Raw genomic sequence first — 17,687 nt, forward strand, 5'->3', positions numbered from 1 at the left:
ATACTCCTCGTTGTCAGGGGATCCCGCCGTCGGCGCGCAGGATCGAGCCGGTGGTGAAGCTGGACGCGTCGGAAGCCAGGAACAGCGCGGCGCCGACGATTTCACGCGGGTCGCCGGCGCGCCGCAACGCCAGGTGGGCGAACGGTTTGCCCTCGGCTTGGTCGAGATTCCAGGCCTTGCTGACGTCGGTGAGAAACGGCCCCGCCATCAACGTGTTCACCCGGACGGCCGGTCCGAACGCCTTCGCCAGGGCTTCGGTCATGGCGTTGAGGCCGGCCTTGGCCGCGGCATACGGGACGATGTCGGGGGCCGGGCGCAGCGATCCGGCGGTACTCACGTTGATGATGGATCCGCGACCCGCCGCCACCATCCGCTCACCGACCAACGCCGACAACCGGAACGGCCCCTTGAGGTTCAGGTTGAGCACCGCGTCGAACAGCTTCTCGGTGACGTCGGTCAGCTTGTCGTACAACGGTGACATGCCAGCGTTGTTGATCAACGTGTCCACCTTGCCGAACCGCTCGTAGGTCGCATCGACCAGGCCGTCGAGCTGTTCCCAGCGCCCGACGTGCACCTGGTAGGGCATCGCGGAACGGCCCGTCTCGGCCTCGATCTCCTTCGCGGTGGCCACGCAGTTGTCCATGTTGCGGCTGGCGATCACCACGTCGGCGCCGCAGTGCGCGACGCCGAACGCCATCTCGCGCCCCAGGCCACGGCTGCCGCCGGTGATCAGCACCACTCGGTCCGTGAGGTCGAAAAGCCGCTCGGCATAAGCCATTTCAGCGTCTCCGCGAAGGCAGGGACCGGGCGAGCTCCGCTGCGGTGGCGATCAGGCGGGGGATCATCGTCCCGAAGGTGTCTTGGATCTGGGGGTCCACCTTCCCGGTGCGCACGCCGGCCGCATAGGTCTTCTCCAGCACGATCCCCAGCTTCCAGTTGGCCAGCACCAGGTAGTAGTCGATGTTCTCGGTGGACAGCCCGCTGACTTTCTCGTAGTGCGTGAGCAATTCGCTGCGCGTCGGCATGCCCCGCATGTCCAGATAGAACCCGTCGGTGCTGGGCTCCTCGCCGTCGTAGCCCAGCAGCGCCCACGCGAGATCGAGCAGCGGATCACCGACCGTCGTCATCTCCCAGTCCACGATCGCGGCCAGCCGCGCCGGCTCCCCGTGCGCGAACATCACGTTGGCGAACTGGTAGTCGCCGTGCATGATGCCCGGCCGGTAGCTCGCGGGCCGGTTGTTGCGCAGCCAGTCGGCGGCCTCGTCCAGCCCGGGCAGCTCGCGCACCCGGTAGGCGTCGAGGAACTTCAGCCAGCGGTCGACCTGGCGCTCGTGGAATCCGTCCGGGCGGCCAAAGCCCTCGAGCCCCTGCGCGCGCCAATCCACCCGGCCGAGCTTGGCGGCGCCCTCGACGAGTTGGAACGCGAGGCCGCGACGGGCGCGCAGGTCGGTGTCGAAGGGCGCCTGCCACCCGCCGTCCATCGGGCTCCAGCCGTCGATCGCCTGCATCACGTAGAACGGCATGCCCAGCACGGCGCCGGTGTCGTCGGCGGCGACCAGCGCCGCGTGCGGGACGTCGGTGCCCGACAGCGCGCGGACCAGGCGGATTTCCCGCAGCAAGCCATCGATGCGGGCCGCGTCGGCGCGGGCGCCGGGCATCCGCAGGACCATCCGCTGCCCGCCCCGCTCGACCAGGTAGAGGGTGTTCTGGGAACCGCCCTTCAGCGGTTGAAGCACCGGTTGCTCGCCGCCGCCCGGTGCGTCGTTCGCATCGAGCCAGCGGGCAAGAACGCCCGCGTCCAGTTGGGATTCGCTGACACTCGTCATAGGCTGCACACCCCGCTCTCCACAGGGAGAATAGCATTCTCCGCGGTGGGCGGGAACCCTCGGCTATCCGCCGATGCCGTTGTCGAGGCCGAGATGGGTGATGAAGTACCACGGGATGCCGATCCATTGGACGAGCGCGACGAGGGCCAGGGCGACCACGGCGGCGAGCGATCCGATGGCGCGGGCCCGTGTGCCGATCGGCGCGAAGGCGAGGGTCAGAAAGGCGAGAACGAAAGCCACCTCCACCCATATGAGGATCCGTTTGGGCGTGTCGGCCGCTTTGTCGTAGTCAGTGAAGTGGGAGTCGGGAAAGCCGGTGAGGTAGAGATCCGCGGACGCCACGGACACCAGGCCCAGCGCCGCGACGGCGCAGACTACGCACGCGGCCGTCAGCGGGGCTCTCCAACTCCGCGAACGCGTCATCGCTCCGGCTTGTGCGCGCTGAGCAGGAAGCCGGGAGCCAGAAAGTGGCCTTCGTCGTCACGTCCGACGCGCGGCGACAGGCCCGGGGCGGACGCGAGTGCGGAGGCGTTGCCGTACAGCGTTGCGGGGCGGATGTCCTCGACCCGCCACCACTGCCCGACGGCCTCGCGCAACTCCGCCTCGGTGAAGCCGCGCGGGCCGGGCCCGTCGCTGTCGCCCAGCGCGCCTGCGGCGAACGCCAGGATGTACAGCGCGGCGCCCGGCGCGGCGGCCCGAGAGATCGACTGCAGGTAGTCCTGGCGTCGCTCGGGCGGCAGCGCGTGGAACAGCCCGCTGTCCAGGATCGTCGAGAAGCGCCCTTCGGAACCGCGGGGGTAGCCCCGGAAGCTGGTGACGTCGGCCTGCGCGAAGGTCGCCGTCGTCAATCCACGTTCGGCCGCCGCCGCCGTCGCCGCCGCGACCGCGGTCGCGCTGGCGTCCAGGCCGACCACCGTGTAGCCGCGCGCCGCGAGCGCCAGCGACAGCTCGGCGTGGCCGCAGCCGGCGTCCAGGACATCGCTGCAGACCTTGCCTTGGTCGATCAGAACCGCCAGCTCGGGTTGCGGCCGGCCGATGCTCCACGGCGGCGGTGACTCCTGACGGTAGGCGGCGTCCCAATCCATGCCCGGCTGGGTCATCTCTCCTCCTGTGAGGCGCGATGAGAAACTGGCGCTGCCCACAATCCGACGACGGGAACGAACATGCAAGTGCTGCTGGTCCGCCACGCGTTACCGCTGCGCAGCGAACACGGCGAGGGCTCCGATCCGAACCTGTCGGAGGACGGGTTGGCTCAGGTCAAACGGCTGCCCGACGCGCTCGCCAGGTTTCCGATAGCGCGCGTGGTGAGCAGCCCGCAGCGGCGCGCCATCCAGACCGCCGAACCCGTCGCGGCGGCCCGCGGGCTCAGCGTCGAAATCGACCCCCGCTTCGCCGAATACGACCGCGACCTTCCGGTCTACATCCCCGTCGAGCAGATCAAGGCGGAACGGCCGGAGGAGTGGAAGCGCCTGGCCCAGGGGCAGCTACCCAGCGCGGTCGACGAGGACGCGTTTCGGGCGCGCGTCCGCGCGGCGGTCGACGACCTGGTCACCGCCGCCGATCCGGAGGACACGGTTGCGGTGTTCAGCCACGGCGGCGTGATCAACGTGCTGCTGCACCAGATCCTCGGCACTGCCCGGTTGTTGTCCTTTCCCGTCGATTACGCGTCGGTGAGCAGGCTGTTGTTCTCGCGGTCCGGCGAGGCGACGGTGGCGGGGGTCAACACCATCGAGCACGTGTGGGACCTGTTGCCCCGAAACCAGCGGTGGTGAACTTGGCCGGCACCGGCGGTGGTAAACAATCTCGAGTGACTTCAACTGACCGACTCGAAGGGCTGGACCTGGTCGCGCTGGACAGGTACCTGCGCTCCCTCGGGATTGGCCGCGACGGCAAGCTGCGGGGCGAGTTCATCTCCGGTGGTCGCTCGAACCTGACGTTCCGGGTGTACGACGACGCGACGAGCTGGCTGGTGCGCCGCCCCCCGCTGCACGGGCTGACACCGTCGGCACACGACATGGCCCGCGAATACAAGGTCGTCGCCGCGCTGCAGGACACCCCCGTCCCGGTGGCACGCACGATCGCGCTGTGCGAGGACGACTCGGTGCTGGGTGCGCCGTTCCAGATCGTCGAATTCGTTGCCGGGCAGGTGGTGCGCCGCCGCGCGCAACTCGAAGCGTTCAGCCACACCGTCATCGACGGTTGCGTCGATTCCCTGATCCGGGTGCTCGTCGATCTGCACAGCGTCGACCCGAACGCCGTGGGGCTGGCCGACTTTGGCAAGCCCAGCGGTTACCTGGAGCGGCAGGTGCGGCGGTGGGGTTCGCAGTGGGAGCTGGTGCGGCTGCCCGACGACCACCGCGACACCGACGTCGAGCGATTGCATTCGGGCCTGCGGCAATCAATTCCGCAGCAGAGCCGGACCTCGATCGTGCACGGTGACTACCGGATCGACAACACCATCCTGGACGCCGACGATCCGACGACGGTGCGCGCCGTCGTGGACTGGGAGCTGTCCACGCTGGGCGACCCGCTGTCCGACGCCGCCCTGATGTGCGTCTACCGCGACCCGGCGCTGGATCTGATCGTCAACGCGCAAGCCGCCTGGACATCGCCGCTGCTGCCGACGGCCGACGAGCTGGCGGACCGCTATTCGCTGGCGGCGGGGCTGCCGCTGGCGCATTGGGAGTTCTACATGGCGCTGGCCTACTTCAAGCTCGCCATCATCGCCGCGGGCATCGACTTCCGCCGTCGGATGTCGGACCTGGCCAGCGGAACGGAGCCCGAACACACCCCCGAGGTCGTCGCGCCCCTGATTTCGCGCGGATTGGCGGAGCTCGCCAAGCTGCCCGGCTAGGCTAGGCGGCCGGCACACTCAGGGATTCGAGTGTGCCGCCGAGTGATGCTTCTTGGCTGCGCGACGCAGCTGAAGGATCCGCGCGGTGCCGGCCGCGACGGTGATCAGCCCGCCCACCACCGCCGCCAGCAGGATCGCCACGCCCAGCGGCAGGCTCCAGCGCCAGCCGAAGAACGCAAACGACGCCGAACTCGTGTTCTGGGCTATGAAGATGAGCAACAGGATCAGGGTCAGGAAGCCGACGGTCAGGGACGTCCACAGGGCGCCGGCGCGGGTGAACCCGACGGCCGGCTCCATGGGGGTCGCGCCACCATGGGCAGGCGGGGGTCCGCTCATACTGTCATCTTTGTCCCATCCTGGGCAGATTCAAACAAATACACGCAAAACACCACCCGCGACCTGCCCTCGGGACGGGCGCGTAGCGGCGGTTCTGCCGTTAGTGTCGGCGTTATGAGTCAGCTGCCGCGCGTCCGCCGCACGACCTTGCGCGCGGCACTGTGGCTGGCCACGGTATGCCTGATCGCGGGCTGCAGCAATTCCGATCCGCTGGGGGCGGAGACCCGCAGCCCGAAATCCATCGTGGTCGGCTCCGGTGATTTCCCGGAATCGCAAATCGTTGCCGAGATCTACGCACAAGCGCTGCAGGCCAACGGTTTTGAGGTCGGGCGGCGAATGGGCATCGGCAGCAGAGAGACTTATATCCCTGCGCTGAAGGATCATTCCATCGATCTGGTGCCCGAGTACATCGGGAACCTGCTGTTGTACTTCGCGCCCACCTCCACGGCCACCATGCTCGACGACGTCGAGTTGGAGTTGTACAAGCAACTTCCCGGTGACCTGTCGATTCTCACGCCGTCACCGGCTTCCGACACCGACACGGTCACCGTCACCGCCGGCACCGCCCGCAACTGGAACCTGAAGACGATCGGTGATTTGGCCGCCCACTCGCCCGAGGTGCGGTTCGGGGCGCCCTCGGCGTTCGAGAACCGGCCGTCCGGCCTGCCGGGCCTGCGCCAGAAGTACGGCCTGGCCATCAGCCCGGGTAACTTCGTCGCCATCAACGACGGCGGCGGCGCCGTGACCGTGCGCGCGTTGCTGGAGGGCAGGGTTACGGCCGCCAACATCTTCAGCACCTCACCGGCCATCCTGCAGGAACACCTGGTGGCGCTGGAGGATCCCGAGCACAACTTTTTGGCCGGCAACATTGTGCCGCTGGTGAATTCGCAGAAGAAGTCGGATCTGCTCAAAAGCGTGCTCGACGCGGTCTCGGCCAAGCTCAGCACCACCGGCGTGGCCGGCCTCAACGCCGCGGTGTCGGGCAACTCGGGGGTAGACCCGGACCAGGCGGCCCGAAACTGGGTGCAATTCAACGGCTTCGCCCACCCGATCGGCCAACGGCGTTGATCGTCTTCGACAACGTCAGCAAGGTATTCGCCGACGGGACCGCCGCCGTGGACCGGCTGAGCCTGGTGGTCCCCAACGGCAAATTGACCGTCTTCGTCGGGTCCTCGGGCAGCGGAAAGACCACCGCGCTGCGGATGATCAACCGGATGATCGAGCCGACCTCCGGCACCATCACCGTCGACGGCAAGGACGTCAGGGCCGTCAACCCGGTCCGGCTGCGGCTCGGGATCGGCTACGTGATCCAGCACGCCGGCCTGATGCCCCACCAGCGCGTCATCGACAACGTCGCAACAGTTCCCGTCCTGAAGGGCCAACCTCGTCGGGCCGCCCGCAAAGCCGCCTACGAGGTTCTCGAACGCGTCGGCCTGGACGCCAAGATCGCCACCCGCTACCCGGCCCAGCTGTCCGGCGGTGAACAACAACGCGTCGGCGTGGCACGCGCGCTTGCCGCCGACCCGCCCATCTTGCTGATGGACGAGCCGTTCTCAGCCGTCGACCCCGTGGTGCGCCACGAGCTGCAAGACGAAATGCTGCGGCTGCAAAGCGAATTGCACAAGACCATCGTCTTCGTCACGCACGACATCGACGAGGCGCTCAGACTGGGCGAGCGGGTGGCCGTGTTCAAGAGCGGCGTACTGCAGCAGTACGACGAAGCGGCGCAGCTACTTTCGCGGCCCGCCAACGAATTCGTGGCCAGGTTCATCGGGCTGGGCCGCGGCTACCGATGGCTGCAGCTCATCGACGCGTCCGACGTTCCCCTTCGGGACATCGAGCGCGTCGCCGCGGCCGGCCTGCGCGAGGCCGGCCCGCCCGACGGATGGGCGGTGGTGGTCGACGATGCGGGAGCCCCGGTGGGGTGGATCGACGCCGAGGGCCTGCGCAAGCACCGCGCGGGTGCGTCGTTGGCCGACAGCGTGAGTGGCGTCGGCTCGCTGTTCCGCCCGGACGGCAACCTCAGCCACGCCCTCGACGCGGCGCTGTCGTCGCCGTCGGGCATCGGCGTCGCCGTGGACGACGGGGGCAAGGTCATCGGCGGCGTGCTGGCCTCCGACGTGCTGGCCGTGGTCGACGCGCGGCGACGGGCCTGAAGGAGGGGGTCGATGCACTACCTGCTCACCCACCTCGACGACGCCTGGGCCCTGACCGTGGTGCATCTGCGGCTCTCGTTGGTGCCGGTAGTGATCGGGTTGGCGATCGCGGTCCCGCTGGGGGTCGCGGTCCAGCGCACGCCCGTCGCCCGGCGACTGACGACGGCCACCGCGGCGGTCGTGTTCACCGTTCCGTCGCTGGCGCTGTTCGTGGTCTTGCCGATGATCATCGGGACGCGGATCCTCGACGAGGCCAACGTCATAGTCGCGCTGACCGCCTACACCGCTGCGTTGCTGGTGCGGGCGGTGCTCGAGGCGCTGGATGCGGTGCCGGCCCAGGTGCGTGACGCCGCGACCGCCGTCGGCTACCCGGCGCTCAGGCGGATGCTGAAAGTCGAACTGCCGCTGTCCATCCCGGTGTTGGTCGCCGGGTTGCGCGTGGTGGTGGTGACCAACATCGCGATGGTCTCGGTCGGCTCGGTGATCGGCATCGGCGGCCTGGGCACCTGGTTCACCGAGGGCTACCAGACCGACAAGAGCGACCAGATCGTCGCGGGCATCGTCGCGCTGTTCGTGCTGGCGACCGTCATCGACGCGCTCATCGTCGTGGCGGGGCGGCTGGCGACGCCGTGGGAGCGCGCCGGGCGCAGGCCCGGGCGCCGCCCGGTGGTGGCCCCGGTCGTGGGCGGCGCGCGATGAACTTCGTGCATCAGGCGCTCTCCTACCTGCTGACCGCCGACAACTGGACGGGTCCGGTCGGGCTGGCGGCGCGCATCGCGGAGCACCTGGAGTACACCCTCGTCGCGGTGGCCGCCTCCGCGGTGATCGCCGTCCCGATCGGGCTGATCATCGGGCATACGGGTCGCGGCACGCTCCTGGTGGTGGGGGCGGTCAACGGCCTGCGGGCGCTGCCGACGCTGGGCGTGCTGCTACTGGGGGTGTTGCTGTTCGGGCTGGGCATCGGGCCGCCGCTGGTCGCCCTGATGCTGCTCGGCGTGCCCTCGCTGCTGGCGGGCACCTACGCGGGCATCGCCAATGTCGAGCCGACGGTCGTCGACGCCGCCCGTGCCATGGGGATGACGGAGACGCGGGTATTGCTGCGCGTGGAGATACCCATCGCGCTGCCGCTGATCCTGGGTGGGCTGCGCAACGCGACGCTGCAGGTGGTTGCCACCGCGACGGTGGCCGCCTACGCCAGCCTGGGTGGGCTGGGCCGATACCTGATCGACGGGATCAAGGAGCGCCAATTCCAGCTCGCGCTGGTCGGCGCGCTGATGGTGGCCGCGCTCGCGCTGATCCTCGACGGCCTGCTCGCGGTGGCGGTGTGGGCGTCGGCGCCGGGCACCGGGCGGTTGCGGGGCCGCCCGGGCGGGGGCCGCCCGGGCGCCAGCCACGTGACGCCCACCGCAGTTCGGGGCAAACCCGCCGCCGCGGATGGACAAGTCCTACGGTAGAAGCGTGAACGCAGCCCCCTCTGATCCAGCCAAGCGCGTATGGCAGGCGATGTTGACCTGGCGCGCCCAGGACGTATCCCGCATGGAATCGGTGCGAATCCAGGTGTCCGGCAAGCGGATCCGGGCCAATGGGCGCATCGTGGCCGCCGCCACCGCGACCAACCCGGCGTTCGGCGCCTACTACGACGTGCAGACCGACGAGTCCGGCGCCACCAAGCGGCTCGGCCTGACCGTGACGCTGGCCGAGCGGGAACGCGTGCTCTCCATCGCCCGCGACGAGGAAAACATGTGGTTGGTGACCGACCACCAGGGCGAGCGGCGCGCCGGGTACAACGGCGCGCTCGACGTCGACGTGGTGTTCAGCCCGTTTTTCAATGCGCTGCCCATCCGGCGCCTCGGGCTGCACGAACGGGCGGACATGGTCACGCTGCCGATGGTCTATGTGAACGTGCCCGACATGTCCGTCACCGCGGCGACGGTGAGCTACACCAGCGAAGGAAGCCCCAACGGGATCAAGCTGCGCTCCCCGGTCGCCGACACCGCGGTGAGCGCCGACGAAGAGGGATTCATCGTCGACTATCCCGGCTTGGCAGAGCGGATCTGATCACCCCACCCGCCCGGCCCGCGGCGGCCAGTTCTTCCCGCCAGTTCTCCGCGCCGATGACGACGGTGAAGATGTCGGAGCGCGGGAAGCTGTCGTAACGGGTCCGCGCGGCGTGGCCGGCGTCGATGAGCTCGGCCACCGAGTTGTGGGAGGCCAGCGACTCGCGGGCGCGGGTGAGTAGCTCGATCACCTGGTCGAGCTCCGGCAGTAGCTGAGCGGAATTGGACTCGCACATCGCCCGCACCAGTTCCGGGGCGGTGCCGGCCACCCTGGTGCCGTCGCGGAAGGAGCCGGCCGCCAGGGCGAAGGCGAGCGGGACCTCGCCGGCGGTGACGGCCAGCGCCTCGGCGAGCAGGTGCGGGAGATGGGAGATGGCGGCCGCCGCGGCGTCGTGCTCGTCCGATTTGGCCGGCACCACCAGCGCGCCGCAGTCCAGCGCGAGCTGCATCACCATCGACCAGATCCGGGGGTCCACGTGGTCGTCCACGCTGACCACCCACGGCGCCCTGGTGAACAACCCGGCGTAGCCGGCGGCCCAGCCCGAATCCGCGGTGCCCGTCATGGGGTGACCGCCGACGAAGCGCTCCAGCAGGCCCGCCGCGGCCACCGCGTCGAGCACCGCGCTTTTGACGCTGGTGACGTCGGTCAGCGGGCAGTCGGGGGCCACTTCGCTGATGTGGGCGAGCATGCCCGTCAACGCCGGCATCGGCACGGCCAGGACGATCAGCGCGCCGGTGTCGGCGGCCCGGGTCAGGGTCTGGGTGAGATCGGTGCTGGCGTCGAAGCCGTCGGCGCTGGCGGCGTGCGCGCCCTCCACCGACCGGTTGTAGCCGAACACCTCGCGCCCGGCCGCCTTGGTGGCCCGCATGATCGAGCCGCCGATCAAGCCCAGCCCGAGCACGCAAACGGGTGCCTGGGACCGAGGATGAGCCACGGTCCAAGGTTGGCACAGTCAGCGCTGCGTCTGGTCAGAGGGCCTGGTCAGCGACTAGCGTAGGCGCCCATGGGAGCACAGCGGGCCTCGGCGCAAGGCCCGTCCGCGGACACGCCGGACGGCTTCGGCGTCGCGGTGGTGCGCGAAGAGGGCAAATGGCGCTGTTATGCCATGTCTCCCAAGGCTCTGACGAGCCTCAAGGCCGCCGAGACCGAGCTGCGTGAGCTGCGCAGCTCCGGCGCGGTCTTTGGGCTCCTCGACGTGGACGACGAATTCTTCGTCATCGTTCGCCCGGGACCTTCGGGGACCCGGCTGCTGCTCTCGGATGCCACCGCCGCACTGGACTACGACATCGCCGCCGAAGCGCTGGACAACCTGGACGCCGACATCGATCCCGAGGACCTCGAGGATGCGGACCCGTTCGAGGAGGGCGACCTGGGGCTGCTGTCCGATGTCGGGCTGCCCGAGGCGGTGCTGGGCGTCATCCTCGACGAGAGCGACCTGTACGCCGACGAGCAATTGGGCCGCATCGCGCGCGAGATGGGCTTCGCCGACGAGCTGTCGGCGGTGATCGACCGCCTCGGTCGGTGATCACCGATCACCGACGAAGATCTGATCCGCACCGCGCTGACGGTCGCCGCGACGGCGGGCCCCCGCGACGTGCCGATCGGCGCGGTGGTGGTCGGCGCCGACGGGACCGAGCTGGCACGTGCGGTGAATGCCCGTGAGGCCCTTGGTGATCCGACCGCGCACGCCGAAATCCTGGCGATGCGCGCGGCGGCGCAAGTGCTCGGTGACGGGTGGCGGCTGGAGGGCGCCACGCTCGCGGTGACCGTCGAACCGTGCACCATGTGCGCGGGCGCGTTGGTCCTGGCCCGCATCGCCCGGCTGGTGTTCGGGGCGTGGGAACCCAAGACGGGAGCGGTCGGATCGTTGTGGGACGTGGTCCGCGACCGTCGGCTCAACCACCGCCCGCAGGTGCGCGGCGGCGTTCTCGCGCGGCAATGCGCCGCGCCGCTGGAGGACTTCTTCGCCCGCCAGCGATTGGGGTGAGCGGCCAGCGGTTGGGTAAGCTGCCTGGCGGTGGCGTGTCCGAGCGGCCTAAGGAGCACGCCTCGAAAGCGTGTGACGGCTAAAACCGTCCGAGGGTTCAAATCCCTCCGCCACCGCCAAAGCCAGTCGAGCCGACGGCGTTCTTCACGCCGGGGTTAACGGCGTTTATCGTGCGCCGATATCCGCCGGTGTCGCCTCGTGATGCCTCCCTCTCGGTCTGTTCGGCCGCGTGCCGGGCGGTGCCCGATGGGTGCCTGCACACCCACACGTCTACGGAGTCGCGGGCTGCTTCTGCGCCAATTTGCGAGGAAAGGTACGTCTGTACCAGAAAGCCGTTGCGCAATCGATATCGAACCGCTACCTTGGGCGATGGGGGGATCCAGGTCACAGCAACGGGCTCATGTGGCGCGAATCCCAGCATCGGGGAGGCGGTCGCAGACTCGCGGCCGAGACGAAGGGACGGCTCGTTGCCAGGAACAGGACCGGCCTTGCGGCCGCTAGATCTTGTGCCAGACGCCCGCGCTTCGCGCGCGGTGGACCCGGGCGATCGCGCGTGGGTCACGAAGGCGCTATGTCGGGAAACAGATCCCGAAGAACTGTTTGTGCGGGGAGCCGCCCAGCGAAGGGCTGCGGTTATCTGCCGTCACTGCCCGGTGATGCAGGAATGCGGGGCCGAGGCGCTCGACAACAAGGTCGAGTTCGGGATCTGGGGTGGGATGACCGAGCGGCAGCGCAGGGCCCTGCTCAAGCAGCACCCCGAGGTCGTTTCGTGGGCGGATTTCTTCGACAGGCGCAAGGCCCGCTCGGTCGGATAGGAGCCCGTGGGTGCGAACCCCGGCGGGGCCTCGAGTTCCTCATTACGATCTTGTTACGGCTTCCCGCGCCCGCCGCGCTCAGGTAGGCCCGCCGCTGGTCAGGCCCCGAGCCACCTGCAATTCGCTATCCCGGAAGGGCCGGCCATCGGGTTGCAGAAGGTCATGGAACCACACCTTCGGGGGCGCCGCATACGGATGGTCCCAGGAGTCCCACGGGAAATAGGTCTGGGTCTTGCCGGCGACCAAACCCCAGTTGAAGGCGCCGACGTTGCGCCGCTTTGCGATGGGCAGGATCGCCTCGATGGTGCTGCCCTGCGGCCGGGCCATGTACTCCGTGCAGATGATCGGTCGCCCCAGCGGCGCAAGCTCGGCGATCCGCGACTCGAAGCCGGCGGGCTCGGCATACGAGTGAAAGGTGATCACGTCAGCGTTGTTGAGTTGGATGTCGCTGATCGGGCTGTGGCCCCCTTGCTCGCCCTGATCGGCTCCGCGCCACACGCCGCTCGTCAGAGGTTGGCTGGGGTCGACCGCGCGGGCCCACCGGAACACCTGGGGGAGCAGGTCGGCGACGAGCTCCAGCTTGTCTTTTCTCTCCACCTTTTGGTACACGCGCGCCGGGTTGTCGGGCTCGTTCCACATGTCCCAGCCCAAAATCCGGTTGTCACTGCGGAATTGGGTCAACACGCTCGTCACGTAGTCATGCAGGACGCGGGTATAGCTGGGATCGCCGAGGCGTTCGGCGCCGGGGCTCTGCACCCAGCCCGAGTTGTGCACGCCGGGCCTCGGCGCCCGTTGCGGACCCATTTTGGGGAACGGGTCCCAGCACGAGTCGAAGAAGACGAACAGCGGCCTGATGCCATGGCTGGCCGCGACGCTGACGAACTGCGCGAGGCGATTGTGGAAGCCGCGGGCGTCCTGGGCCCAGAGCTGATCGTGCAGAAAGACCCGCACGCTGTTGAAGCCGTAGGCACGGGCCCAGCCCAGCTCGGTGTTGATGCGTCGCAGGTCGTAGGTGCCCGGCTGGAACATCTCGAGCTGGTTGATGGCGGTGGACGGGATGTAGTTTGCGCCGACGAGCCATCCCTGCGCTTGGTACCAGCGATTGGCGCGGTCGGGTGACCACCGGATCACCTCACCGGAGGAGCGGGGTGCCGGTTCCGCCGAGGCGCGGGGGGCGTGGGCCAGCGCCGTGCCCGCCGCCAGCAGCAAGGGGATCTTGAGGGCCGTTCGACGGTGCACGATCTGACGATAAATTTCGCGGGGCCGCCTCCCCGGTATTTGGCCAGCGAGTCGCCGAGGAGCTTATCGGCCCTTCGGCAATTGTTATCTTGTTGTGACCTAGCGGCATTCACGCGCGGGGTCCGGTGGTGCGTTGTGGCCCTTGGGGTGCGACCGCGACGGGCGCCAAGACCGTTGTGCGCCTAGTGAAAACGGGCACACTCAGATGCCGAATGACTGCGGCGACCACTCATCTACGACAAGGGGTAAAGAGACCACCGAATCGCCGCACGAAACGTCGATCACCCAGCGGCCGTCAAACGGCAGCCGCGTCTCGATCGGAAAGAAGGCAAAACCGGGAAATTCCCCGACGGCGGCTTGTGGCGCTTCGAACGACGTGTGTTGAGTGGCGTCAAGCGTCGGAGGCTTCATTTCCACGTCGATCCGGCGTTCCGAATCCTCGCCATCGGGCAGCGTCAGCACGACGAGGACAACCCGGGCTACCCGGTCGGGCCCCACCGTGAATTTGGACAGCACGCCGCCCTGCACGTTGAGTTTGTTGTCGACCGTCGCGGCCGCTTCCGCCAGGAAAGCACCGGTAAGCATCACACGCAGAAGGTACCGCTTAGCAGGGCCGATTGGGTACCGGATGGCATTGCCCGTAACGGATGCCAAAAGATCCTTCAAACTTCGCGCCGGGGAGCGCGATACTAATCGCGTGCCTGATCGCAATGTGCTCGGCGGTCCGCTGGAACCGTGCGGCACGGAACCTCTTACCGGTTACTACCGCGACGGCTGTTGCTCGACCGGTTCGGAGGACCTCGGCCGGCACACGATCTGCGCGGTGATGACCGCCGAATTCCTGGAACACCAGCGTTCCATCGGCAACGACTTGCTGACGCCGGTTCCCGAGCTTCGGTTCCCCGGGCTGTTGCCCGGCGATCGCTGGTGTGTCACCGCGCTGAACTGGCTCCGAGCGCATCACGACGGGTGCGCCGCGCCCGTGGTGCTGGCCTCCACCCACGAGCGCACGCTCGAGGTGGTCCCGCTGGAGGCGCTGCAGGAGCACAAGGTCGACGTTCCCGACGACCTGGCCAACCTGTAGAACTCCCGGCTTGCTGCGGTAACTTCGACGCAGTCGAAGTCGAGGAGGCGGGCGCGTGGGTCATGCGGTCGGCGACGTGGACGACATCGACTTCGACGATCTGACGTCGCCCCGGCTGACCGATGTCCAGCGTCAGATTCTGGAATTCACCGAAGCCAGGCGCGTCGACTTCGACATCGACCGGATGCTGGCCGAAGCGGTCGAGCAGGCCGGCGCAGACGACCTCGACGACGGCGACGGGTTCGGTGAGCGACTGGCCGCGCACGTGGCGGCGATCGAGGCGGACGAAGGGCTGACCCAGCTCACCCGCACGTCACTGCGGCAGCGAGTGGTTCGCCTGCTGCGCAACCGGCTGTCGCTGGTCGAGCTCATCAGGCGCTATCCCGAAATCGAGTCGATCGCGATCGAAAAGCCCTTCATCGTGGTCGGGATGCCGCGATCCGGTACCACGCACCTGGTGAACCTCATCGCCGCCGATCCGCGCCGGCGCGCGCTGCCCTACTGGGAGAGCCAGGAACCGATTCCCGCCCGCGGCCAGGGCCCCGACATCTTCGGGGTCGACCCCCGCTACGCGCGGGCGAAGTCCGAGCACGACGCGCTCATGGCCAGCGCGCCGGTGGTGGCCGCCATGCACGACCGGTTTCCCGAGGCGATCGAGGAGGAGGTCGAACTGCTCGACCTTGACCTGGCCGCCTATGTCCTGGAATGGCATGCGCGCGTGCCCGATTGGCGCGACTACTATCTCGCGCTCGACCAGAACCGGCACTACCAGTACCTGAAGAAAGTCCTGCAGGCGCTGACCTTCCTGCGCGGTCCGCGGACCTGGGTCCTGAAAAGCCCGCAGCACTGCGAGCAGCTCGGCCCACTGATGGTGACCTTCCCCGACGCGACGGTGGCCTTCACCCATCGCGACCCCGTCGCGGTGGTGCAGTCGGCGATCACGATGATGGCCTATTCCGATCGGCTGCGCCGCACCAGCATCGACCCGGGCTGGCTGCTGGACTACTGGAGCGACCGGGTGCAGCGGTTGCTCGGCGCATGCGTGCGCGACCGGGACCTCGTTCCCGCCGAGCGCAGCATCGACATCGGCTTCCACCACCTGGGCGGCAACGAGATGCCGTTGCTGGAGCAGCTATACCAGCGCGGCGGTGTCGAGCTGACACCGAAGGTGCGGGGGCGCCTGCAGCAGTACCTGCAGGGCAACCCGCGGGGCAAGCACGGTCGCATCCGCTACGACCTGCGGCGGCACTTCGGCATCTCGCCCGACGAACTGCGCGGGCGCTTCGGCTTCTACTTCGACAGGTTCGACGTCCGCCCCGAATGAAGGAGACATCAGCGATGGAACCCCTCTATCGCAGCAGACCCGGCGCCGACGCCCTGCGCCCGGCGGCCGCCGAGAAGGCCGACCAGATAGCGCCGGGACTGTGGTGCTCGCCGGGCCTGTCGAACGCCTACCTGCTGACCACCGCCGATGGCCGTGTCGTCGTCAACACCGGGATGGGGTTCGAGGGACCGGTGCATCGCGCCAACTTCGACGCCGTCGACCCCTCCCCGGTGCGCTACATCATCTTCACCCAGGGCCACGTCGACCACGTCGGCGGCCTGGACAGCGTGCGCGATCCCGATACAACCGTTGTCGCGCAAGCGAACTGGACCACGTGGCGCGACGACAACGAACGGCTTATCCCGTACCGCGCCGCCCGCAGCGCGTTCGCCTTCAAGGACAAGCTGGCGACGGGAATCCAAGCCATCCAGCGCCGTCTCGGTACGACGCGGCTGGCCGGCCAGAGCGTCCCCGTCGTCGACGTCGAATTCGAGGATACGTTGACCCTGCAGGTCGGTGGCCGGCGGATCGAGCTGATCTCGGTGCCCGGCGGGGAGACCACCGACTCGCTGGTGGTGTGGCTTCCCGACGAACGGATATGCCTGTGTGGAAACACCTTTGGCCCGGTGTTCGGGCATATCCCCAACCTCGTGACGATGCGCGGTGACCGGTACCGGGACGCCCTGACGGCGATCGCATCGGTCGAGCGGGTGCGCCAGCTGGAACCCGAACTCCTGGTGACCGGCCACTTCGACCCGATCGCCGGCAAGGAGCGCATCAACGCCGAATTGACCCGGCTGCGCGACGCGGTCCAATACATCCACGACCAGACCGTCGCCGGGATGAACGCGGGCAAGGACGTCCGGACCCTGATGCGCGAGATCACCTTGCCCCCGGAATACGAAGTGGGCCAGGGCTATGGCAAGGTCGCGTGGGACGTGCGCGCCGTCTGGGAGAACTATTCGGGCTGGTTTCATCACCGGTCGACCACAGAGCTGTACCCCATTGGGTTCGACGCCGTCGCCGCCGACGTGGTGGAGCTGGCCGGCGCCGACGCGCTGGTGGACAAGGCGCGCACGCACCTCGAGGCGGGTCGGGCGCTGCACGCCATCCACCTCGCCGAGCTCGTGCCCGCCGAGCACGCGGGCGCGCGCGAAGTGTTGCACAGGGCGCATGAAACGCTGCTGGCCGACAGCACCAACTTCTGGGAAAGCGCCTGGCTCACAAACCAATTAGCGAGGAACTCATGACGGCGCGTGTCACCTTCGACTTCACCGGGACGGCGGTGCTGATCACCGGCGGCACCAGCGGTATCGGGCACGCCACCGCGACGCTGTTCCGCGACGCCGGCGCCTCGGTCGCCATCACCGGGACCAAACCGACCACCGCGGACTACGAGGCCGATCTGTCCGGGATGGCCTATCACCAATTGCAGATCACCGAGGAGAAGTCGATAGACGCACTCGCGCAGAAGTTCACCCGCCTCGACGTGCTCGTCAACAACGCCGGCGCGAATTTCCCCGGCGGCCTTGACGAGTCGAAGCCCGAGGGGTTCGACGCGTCGGTGGCGCTCAACCTGACCGGTCCGTACCGGCTCACGGTCGCCCTGTACGCGGCGTTGAAGTCGTCGGCCGCGGCCGGGGGCGCCAGCGTGGTCAACCTGGCCTCGATGTCCGCGCTGCGGGCCGTGCCGCTGGTTCCCGGCTACGGTGCCGCGAAGGCGGGGATCGTCTGCATCACCCGCAATCTCGCGGTCAAGTGGGCGCGCAAGGGTATCCGCGTGAACGCGGTGGCGCCGGGCACGATCGACACCCCGATGACCGCTCCCATGCACGGGGCGAGCGAATTGGTGGAATCCGAATTGGCGCACATTCCGTTGCGCCGCTTCGGCTCCGTCGGGGAGATCGCGCCCACGATCGCGTTTCTGTGCACCGAGCAGAGCAGCTACACCAGCGGCGCGCTGTTCGTCGTCGACGGCGCGTCCGACTGCGTCTGAAAGCAAAGGACT

General features: G+C 68.4%; 21 protein-coding genes, 1 tRNA gene and 1 pseudogene. 15 read left to right on the top strand and 8 right to left on the bottom strand.

Annotated features, from left to right (window positions below; translation table 11 throughout):
* Nucleotides 1–13: 13 nt before the first annotated feature.
* The 4 genes from MTAB308_RS17450 to MTAB308_RS17465 all read right to left on the bottom strand — a co-directional run bounded on the left by MTAB308_RS17450 (nt 14) and on the right by MTAB308_RS17465 (nt 2,926).
* A complete protein-coding gene (locus MTAB308_RS17450; RefSeq protein ID WP_077100768.1) occupies nt 14–778 on the bottom strand; it encodes an SDR family NAD(P)-dependent oxidoreductase in 765 nt (254 codons plus the stop codon).
* Nucleotide 779: 1 nt separating this feature from the next.
* Nucleotides 780–1,826, bottom strand: a complete 1,047-nt coding sequence (locus MTAB308_RS17455) for a phosphotransferase family protein (RefSeq protein ID WP_077100771.1) — start codon at nt 1,824–1,826, stop codon at nt 780–782.
* A gap of 63 nt (nt 1,827–1,889) precedes the next feature.
* On the bottom strand, nt 1,890–2,249 hold the full coding sequence (locus MTAB308_RS17460; RefSeq protein WP_077100773.1) for a hypothetical protein: 360 nt from the start codon (nt 2,247–2,249) through the stop codon (nt 1,890–1,892).
* Nucleotides 2,246–2,926 carry a class I SAM-dependent methyltransferase gene (locus MTAB308_RS17465; protein WP_077100775.1) on the bottom strand — a complete coding sequence of 227 codons (681 nt, stop codon included), beginning with the start codon at nt 2,924–2,926 and terminating at the stop codon, nt 2,246–2,248. Before MTAB308_RS17465 ends, MTAB308_RS17460 begins: the two co-directional genes overlap by 4 nt.
* A gap of 63 nt (nt 2,927–2,989) precedes the next feature.
* Here MTAB308_RS17465 and MTAB308_RS17470 point away from each other — a divergent pair, with 63 nt between their 5' ends.
* Entirely contained in the window at nt 2,990–3,598 is a 609-nt protein-coding gene (locus MTAB308_RS17470; RefSeq protein ID WP_077100777.1) for a histidine phosphatase family protein, read from the top strand.
* A gap of 35 nt (nt 3,599–3,633) precedes the next feature.
* Nucleotides 3,634–4,680, top strand: coding sequence for a phosphotransferase family protein (locus tag MTAB308_RS17475; protein ID WP_077104466.1), 1,047 nt, complete (start codon nt 3,634–3,636; stop codon nt 4,678–4,680).
* 18 nt (nt 4,681–4,698) lie between these two features.
* On the opposite strand, the gene MTAB308_RS17480 is transcribed toward MTAB308_RS17475, so the two are convergent.
* On the bottom strand, nt 4,699–5,016 hold the full coding sequence (locus tag MTAB308_RS17480; protein WP_077100779.1) for a lipopolysaccharide assembly protein LapA domain-containing protein: 318 nt from the start codon (nt 5,014–5,016) through the stop codon (nt 4,699–4,701).
* A gap of 114 nt (nt 5,017–5,130) precedes the next feature.
* Between MTAB308_RS17480 and MTAB308_RS17485 the strand changes: the two genes are divergently transcribed.
* From MTAB308_RS17485 to MTAB308_RS17505, 5 genes and pseudogenes are all read left to right on the top strand, one after another.
* A complete protein-coding gene (locus tag MTAB308_RS17485; RefSeq protein WP_077100781.1) occupies nt 5,131–6,084 on the top strand; it encodes an ABC transporter substrate-binding protein in 954 nt (317 codons plus the stop codon).
* Nucleotides 6,081–7,227 (top strand): annotated as a pseudogene (locus MTAB308_RS17490) (ABC transporter ATP-binding protein). The gene MTAB308_RS17485 and the pseudogene MTAB308_RS17490 overlap by 4 nt, the downstream one beginning before the upstream one ends.
* A complete protein-coding gene (locus MTAB308_RS17495) occupies nt 7,185–7,871 on the top strand; it encodes an ABC transporter permease (protein WP_077100785.1) in 687 nt (228 codons plus the stop codon). The pseudogene MTAB308_RS17490 and the gene MTAB308_RS17495 overlap by 43 nt, the downstream one beginning before the upstream one ends.
* A complete protein-coding gene (locus tag MTAB308_RS17500) occupies nt 7,868–8,626 on the top strand; it encodes an ABC transporter permease (protein ID WP_077104468.1) in 759 nt (252 codons plus the stop codon). The genes MTAB308_RS17495 and MTAB308_RS17500 overlap by 4 nt, the downstream gene beginning before the upstream one ends.
* A gap of 4 nt (nt 8,627–8,630) precedes the next feature.
* Complete coding sequence (locus tag MTAB308_RS17505; RefSeq protein WP_077100787.1) at nt 8,631–9,230, top strand: putative glycolipid-binding domain-containing protein; 600 nt, start codon at nt 8,631–8,633, stop codon at nt 9,228–9,230.
* On the opposite strand, the gene MTAB308_RS17510 is transcribed toward MTAB308_RS17505, so the two are convergent.
* Nucleotides 9,193–10,131, bottom strand: a complete 939-nt coding sequence (locus MTAB308_RS17510; RefSeq protein WP_281253142.1) for a prephenate dehydrogenase — start codon at nt 10,129–10,131, stop codon at nt 9,193–9,195. The two genes, MTAB308_RS17505 and MTAB308_RS17510, sit on opposite strands and share 38 nt — an antisense overlap.
* A 102-nt stretch (nt 10,132–10,233) precedes the next feature.
* On the opposite strand from MTAB308_RS17510, the gene MTAB308_RS17515 reads away from it, so the two are divergent.
* The 4 genes from MTAB308_RS17515 (at nt 10,234) to MTAB308_RS17530 (ending at nt 12,032) form a co-directional block, all read left to right on the top strand.
* Nucleotides 10,234–10,755 (top strand): tRNA adenosine deaminase-associated protein, encoded by a 522-nt coding sequence (locus MTAB308_RS17515; protein ID WP_068229845.1) that lies wholly within the window; start codon nt 10,234–10,236, stop codon nt 10,753–10,755.
* Nucleotides 10,756–10,761: 6 nt separating this feature from the next.
* Entirely contained in the window at nt 10,762–11,217 is a 456-nt protein-coding gene (locus MTAB308_RS17520) for a nucleoside deaminase (RefSeq protein ID WP_077100791.1), read from the top strand.
* A gap of 29 nt (nt 11,218–11,246) precedes the next feature.
* A tRNA-Ser gene (locus tag MTAB308_RS17525) sits at nt 11,247–11,336 on the top strand.
* 387 nt (nt 11,337–11,723) lie between these two features.
* On the top strand, nt 11,724–12,032 hold the full coding sequence (locus MTAB308_RS17530; protein WP_077100793.1) for a WhiB family transcriptional regulator: 309 nt from the start codon (nt 11,724–11,726) through the stop codon (nt 12,030–12,032).
* A gap of 78 nt (nt 12,033–12,110) precedes the next feature.
* On the opposite strand, the gene MTAB308_RS17535 is transcribed toward MTAB308_RS17530, so the two are convergent.
* On the bottom strand, nt 12,111–13,271 hold the full coding sequence (locus MTAB308_RS17535) for a cellulase family glycosylhydrolase (RefSeq protein ID WP_077100795.1): 1,161 nt from the start codon (nt 13,269–13,271) through the stop codon (nt 12,111–12,113).
* Nucleotides 13,272–13,472: 201 nt separating this feature from the next.
* Nucleotides 13,473–13,856, bottom strand: coding sequence for a hypothetical protein (locus MTAB308_RS17540; protein WP_077100797.1), 384 nt, complete (start codon nt 13,854–13,856; stop codon nt 13,473–13,475).
* Between the two features lie 112 nt (nt 13,857–13,968).
* On the opposite strand from MTAB308_RS17540, the gene MTAB308_RS17545 reads away from it, so the two are divergent.
* The 4 genes from MTAB308_RS17545 to MTAB308_RS17560 are packed head-to-tail and all read left to right on the top strand — an operon-like array spanning nt 13,969 to nt 17,675.
* Nucleotides 13,969–14,355 (top strand): DUF2237 family protein, encoded by a 387-nt coding sequence (locus tag MTAB308_RS17545; protein ID WP_066967387.1) that lies wholly within the window; start codon nt 13,969–13,971, stop codon nt 14,353–14,355.
* A gap of 55 nt (nt 14,356–14,410) precedes the next feature.
* Nucleotides 14,411–15,679 (top strand): sulfotransferase family protein, encoded by a 1,269-nt coding sequence (locus tag MTAB308_RS17550; protein ID WP_077100800.1) that lies wholly within the window; start codon nt 14,411–14,413, stop codon nt 15,677–15,679.
* 14 nt (nt 15,680–15,693) lie between these two features.
* On the top strand, nt 15,694–16,929 hold the full coding sequence (locus MTAB308_RS17555) for an MBL fold metallo-hydrolase (protein ID WP_077100802.1): 1,236 nt from the start codon (nt 15,694–15,696) through the stop codon (nt 16,927–16,929).
* Nucleotides 16,926–17,675 (top strand): SDR family NAD(P)-dependent oxidoreductase, encoded by a 750-nt coding sequence (locus tag MTAB308_RS17560; protein WP_077100804.1) that lies wholly within the window; start codon nt 16,926–16,928, stop codon nt 17,673–17,675. The genes MTAB308_RS17555 and MTAB308_RS17560 overlap by 4 nt, the downstream gene beginning before the upstream one ends.
* Nucleotides 17,676–17,687 lie beyond the last annotated feature (12 nt).

This window comes from Mycobacterium terramassiliense (assembly GCF_900157385.1).
Classification (GTDB): domain Bacteria; phylum Actinomycetota; class Actinomycetes; order Mycobacteriales; family Mycobacteriaceae; genus Mycobacterium; species Mycobacterium terramassiliense.

Bases quoted from the DNA above. Each gene is read 5' to 3' on its own strand.
- MTAB308_RS17500 (WP_077104468.1), top strand. From the start codon at position 7,868: ATGAACTTCGTGCATCAGGCGCTCTCCTACCTGCTGACCGCCGACAAC.
- MTAB308_RS17485 (WP_077100781.1), top strand. From the start codon at position 5,131: ATGAGTCAGCTGCCGCGCGTCCGCCGCACGACCTTGCGCGCGGCACTG.
- MTAB308_RS17465 (WP_077100775.1), bottom strand. From the start codon at position 2,926: ATGACCCAGCCGGGCATGGATTGGGACGCCGCCTACCGTCAGGAGTCA.
- MTAB308_RS17560 (WP_077100804.1), top strand. From the start codon at position 16,926: ATGACGGCGCGTGTCACCTTCGACTTCACCGGGACGGCGGTGCTGATC.
- MTAB308_RS17455 (WP_077100771.1), bottom strand. From the start codon at position 1,826: ATGACGAGTGTCAGCGAATCCCAACTGGACGCGGGCGTTCTTGCCCGC.
- MTAB308_RS17460 (WP_077100773.1), bottom strand. From the start codon at position 2,249: ATGACGCGTTCGCGGAGTTGGAGAGCCCCGCTGACGGCCGCGTGCGTA.
- MTAB308_RS17555 (WP_077100802.1), top strand. From the start codon at position 15,694: ATGGAACCCCTCTATCGCAGCAGACCCGGCGCCGACGCCCTGCGCCCG.
- MTAB308_RS17470 (WP_077100777.1), top strand. From the start codon at position 2,990: ATGCAAGTGCTGCTGGTCCGCCACGCGTTACCGCTGCGCAGCGAACAC.
- MTAB308_RS17480 (WP_077100779.1), bottom strand. From the start codon at position 5,016: ATGAGCGGACCCCCGCCTGCCCATGGTGGCGCGACCCCCATGGAGCCG.
- MTAB308_RS17495 (WP_077100785.1), top strand. From the start codon at position 7,185: ATGCACTACCTGCTCACCCACCTCGACGACGCCTGGGCCCTGACCGTG.
- MTAB308_RS17515 (WP_068229845.1), top strand. From the start codon at position 10,234: ATGGGAGCACAGCGGGCCTCGGCGCAAGGCCCGTCCGCGGACACGCCG.
- MTAB308_RS17450 (WP_077100768.1), bottom strand. From the start codon at position 778: ATGGCTTATGCCGAGCGGCTTTTCGACCTCACGGACCGAGTGGTGCTG.
- MTAB308_RS17540 (WP_077100797.1), bottom strand. From the start codon at position 13,856: ATGCTTACCGGTGCTTTCCTGGCGGAAGCGGCCGCGACGGTCGACAAC.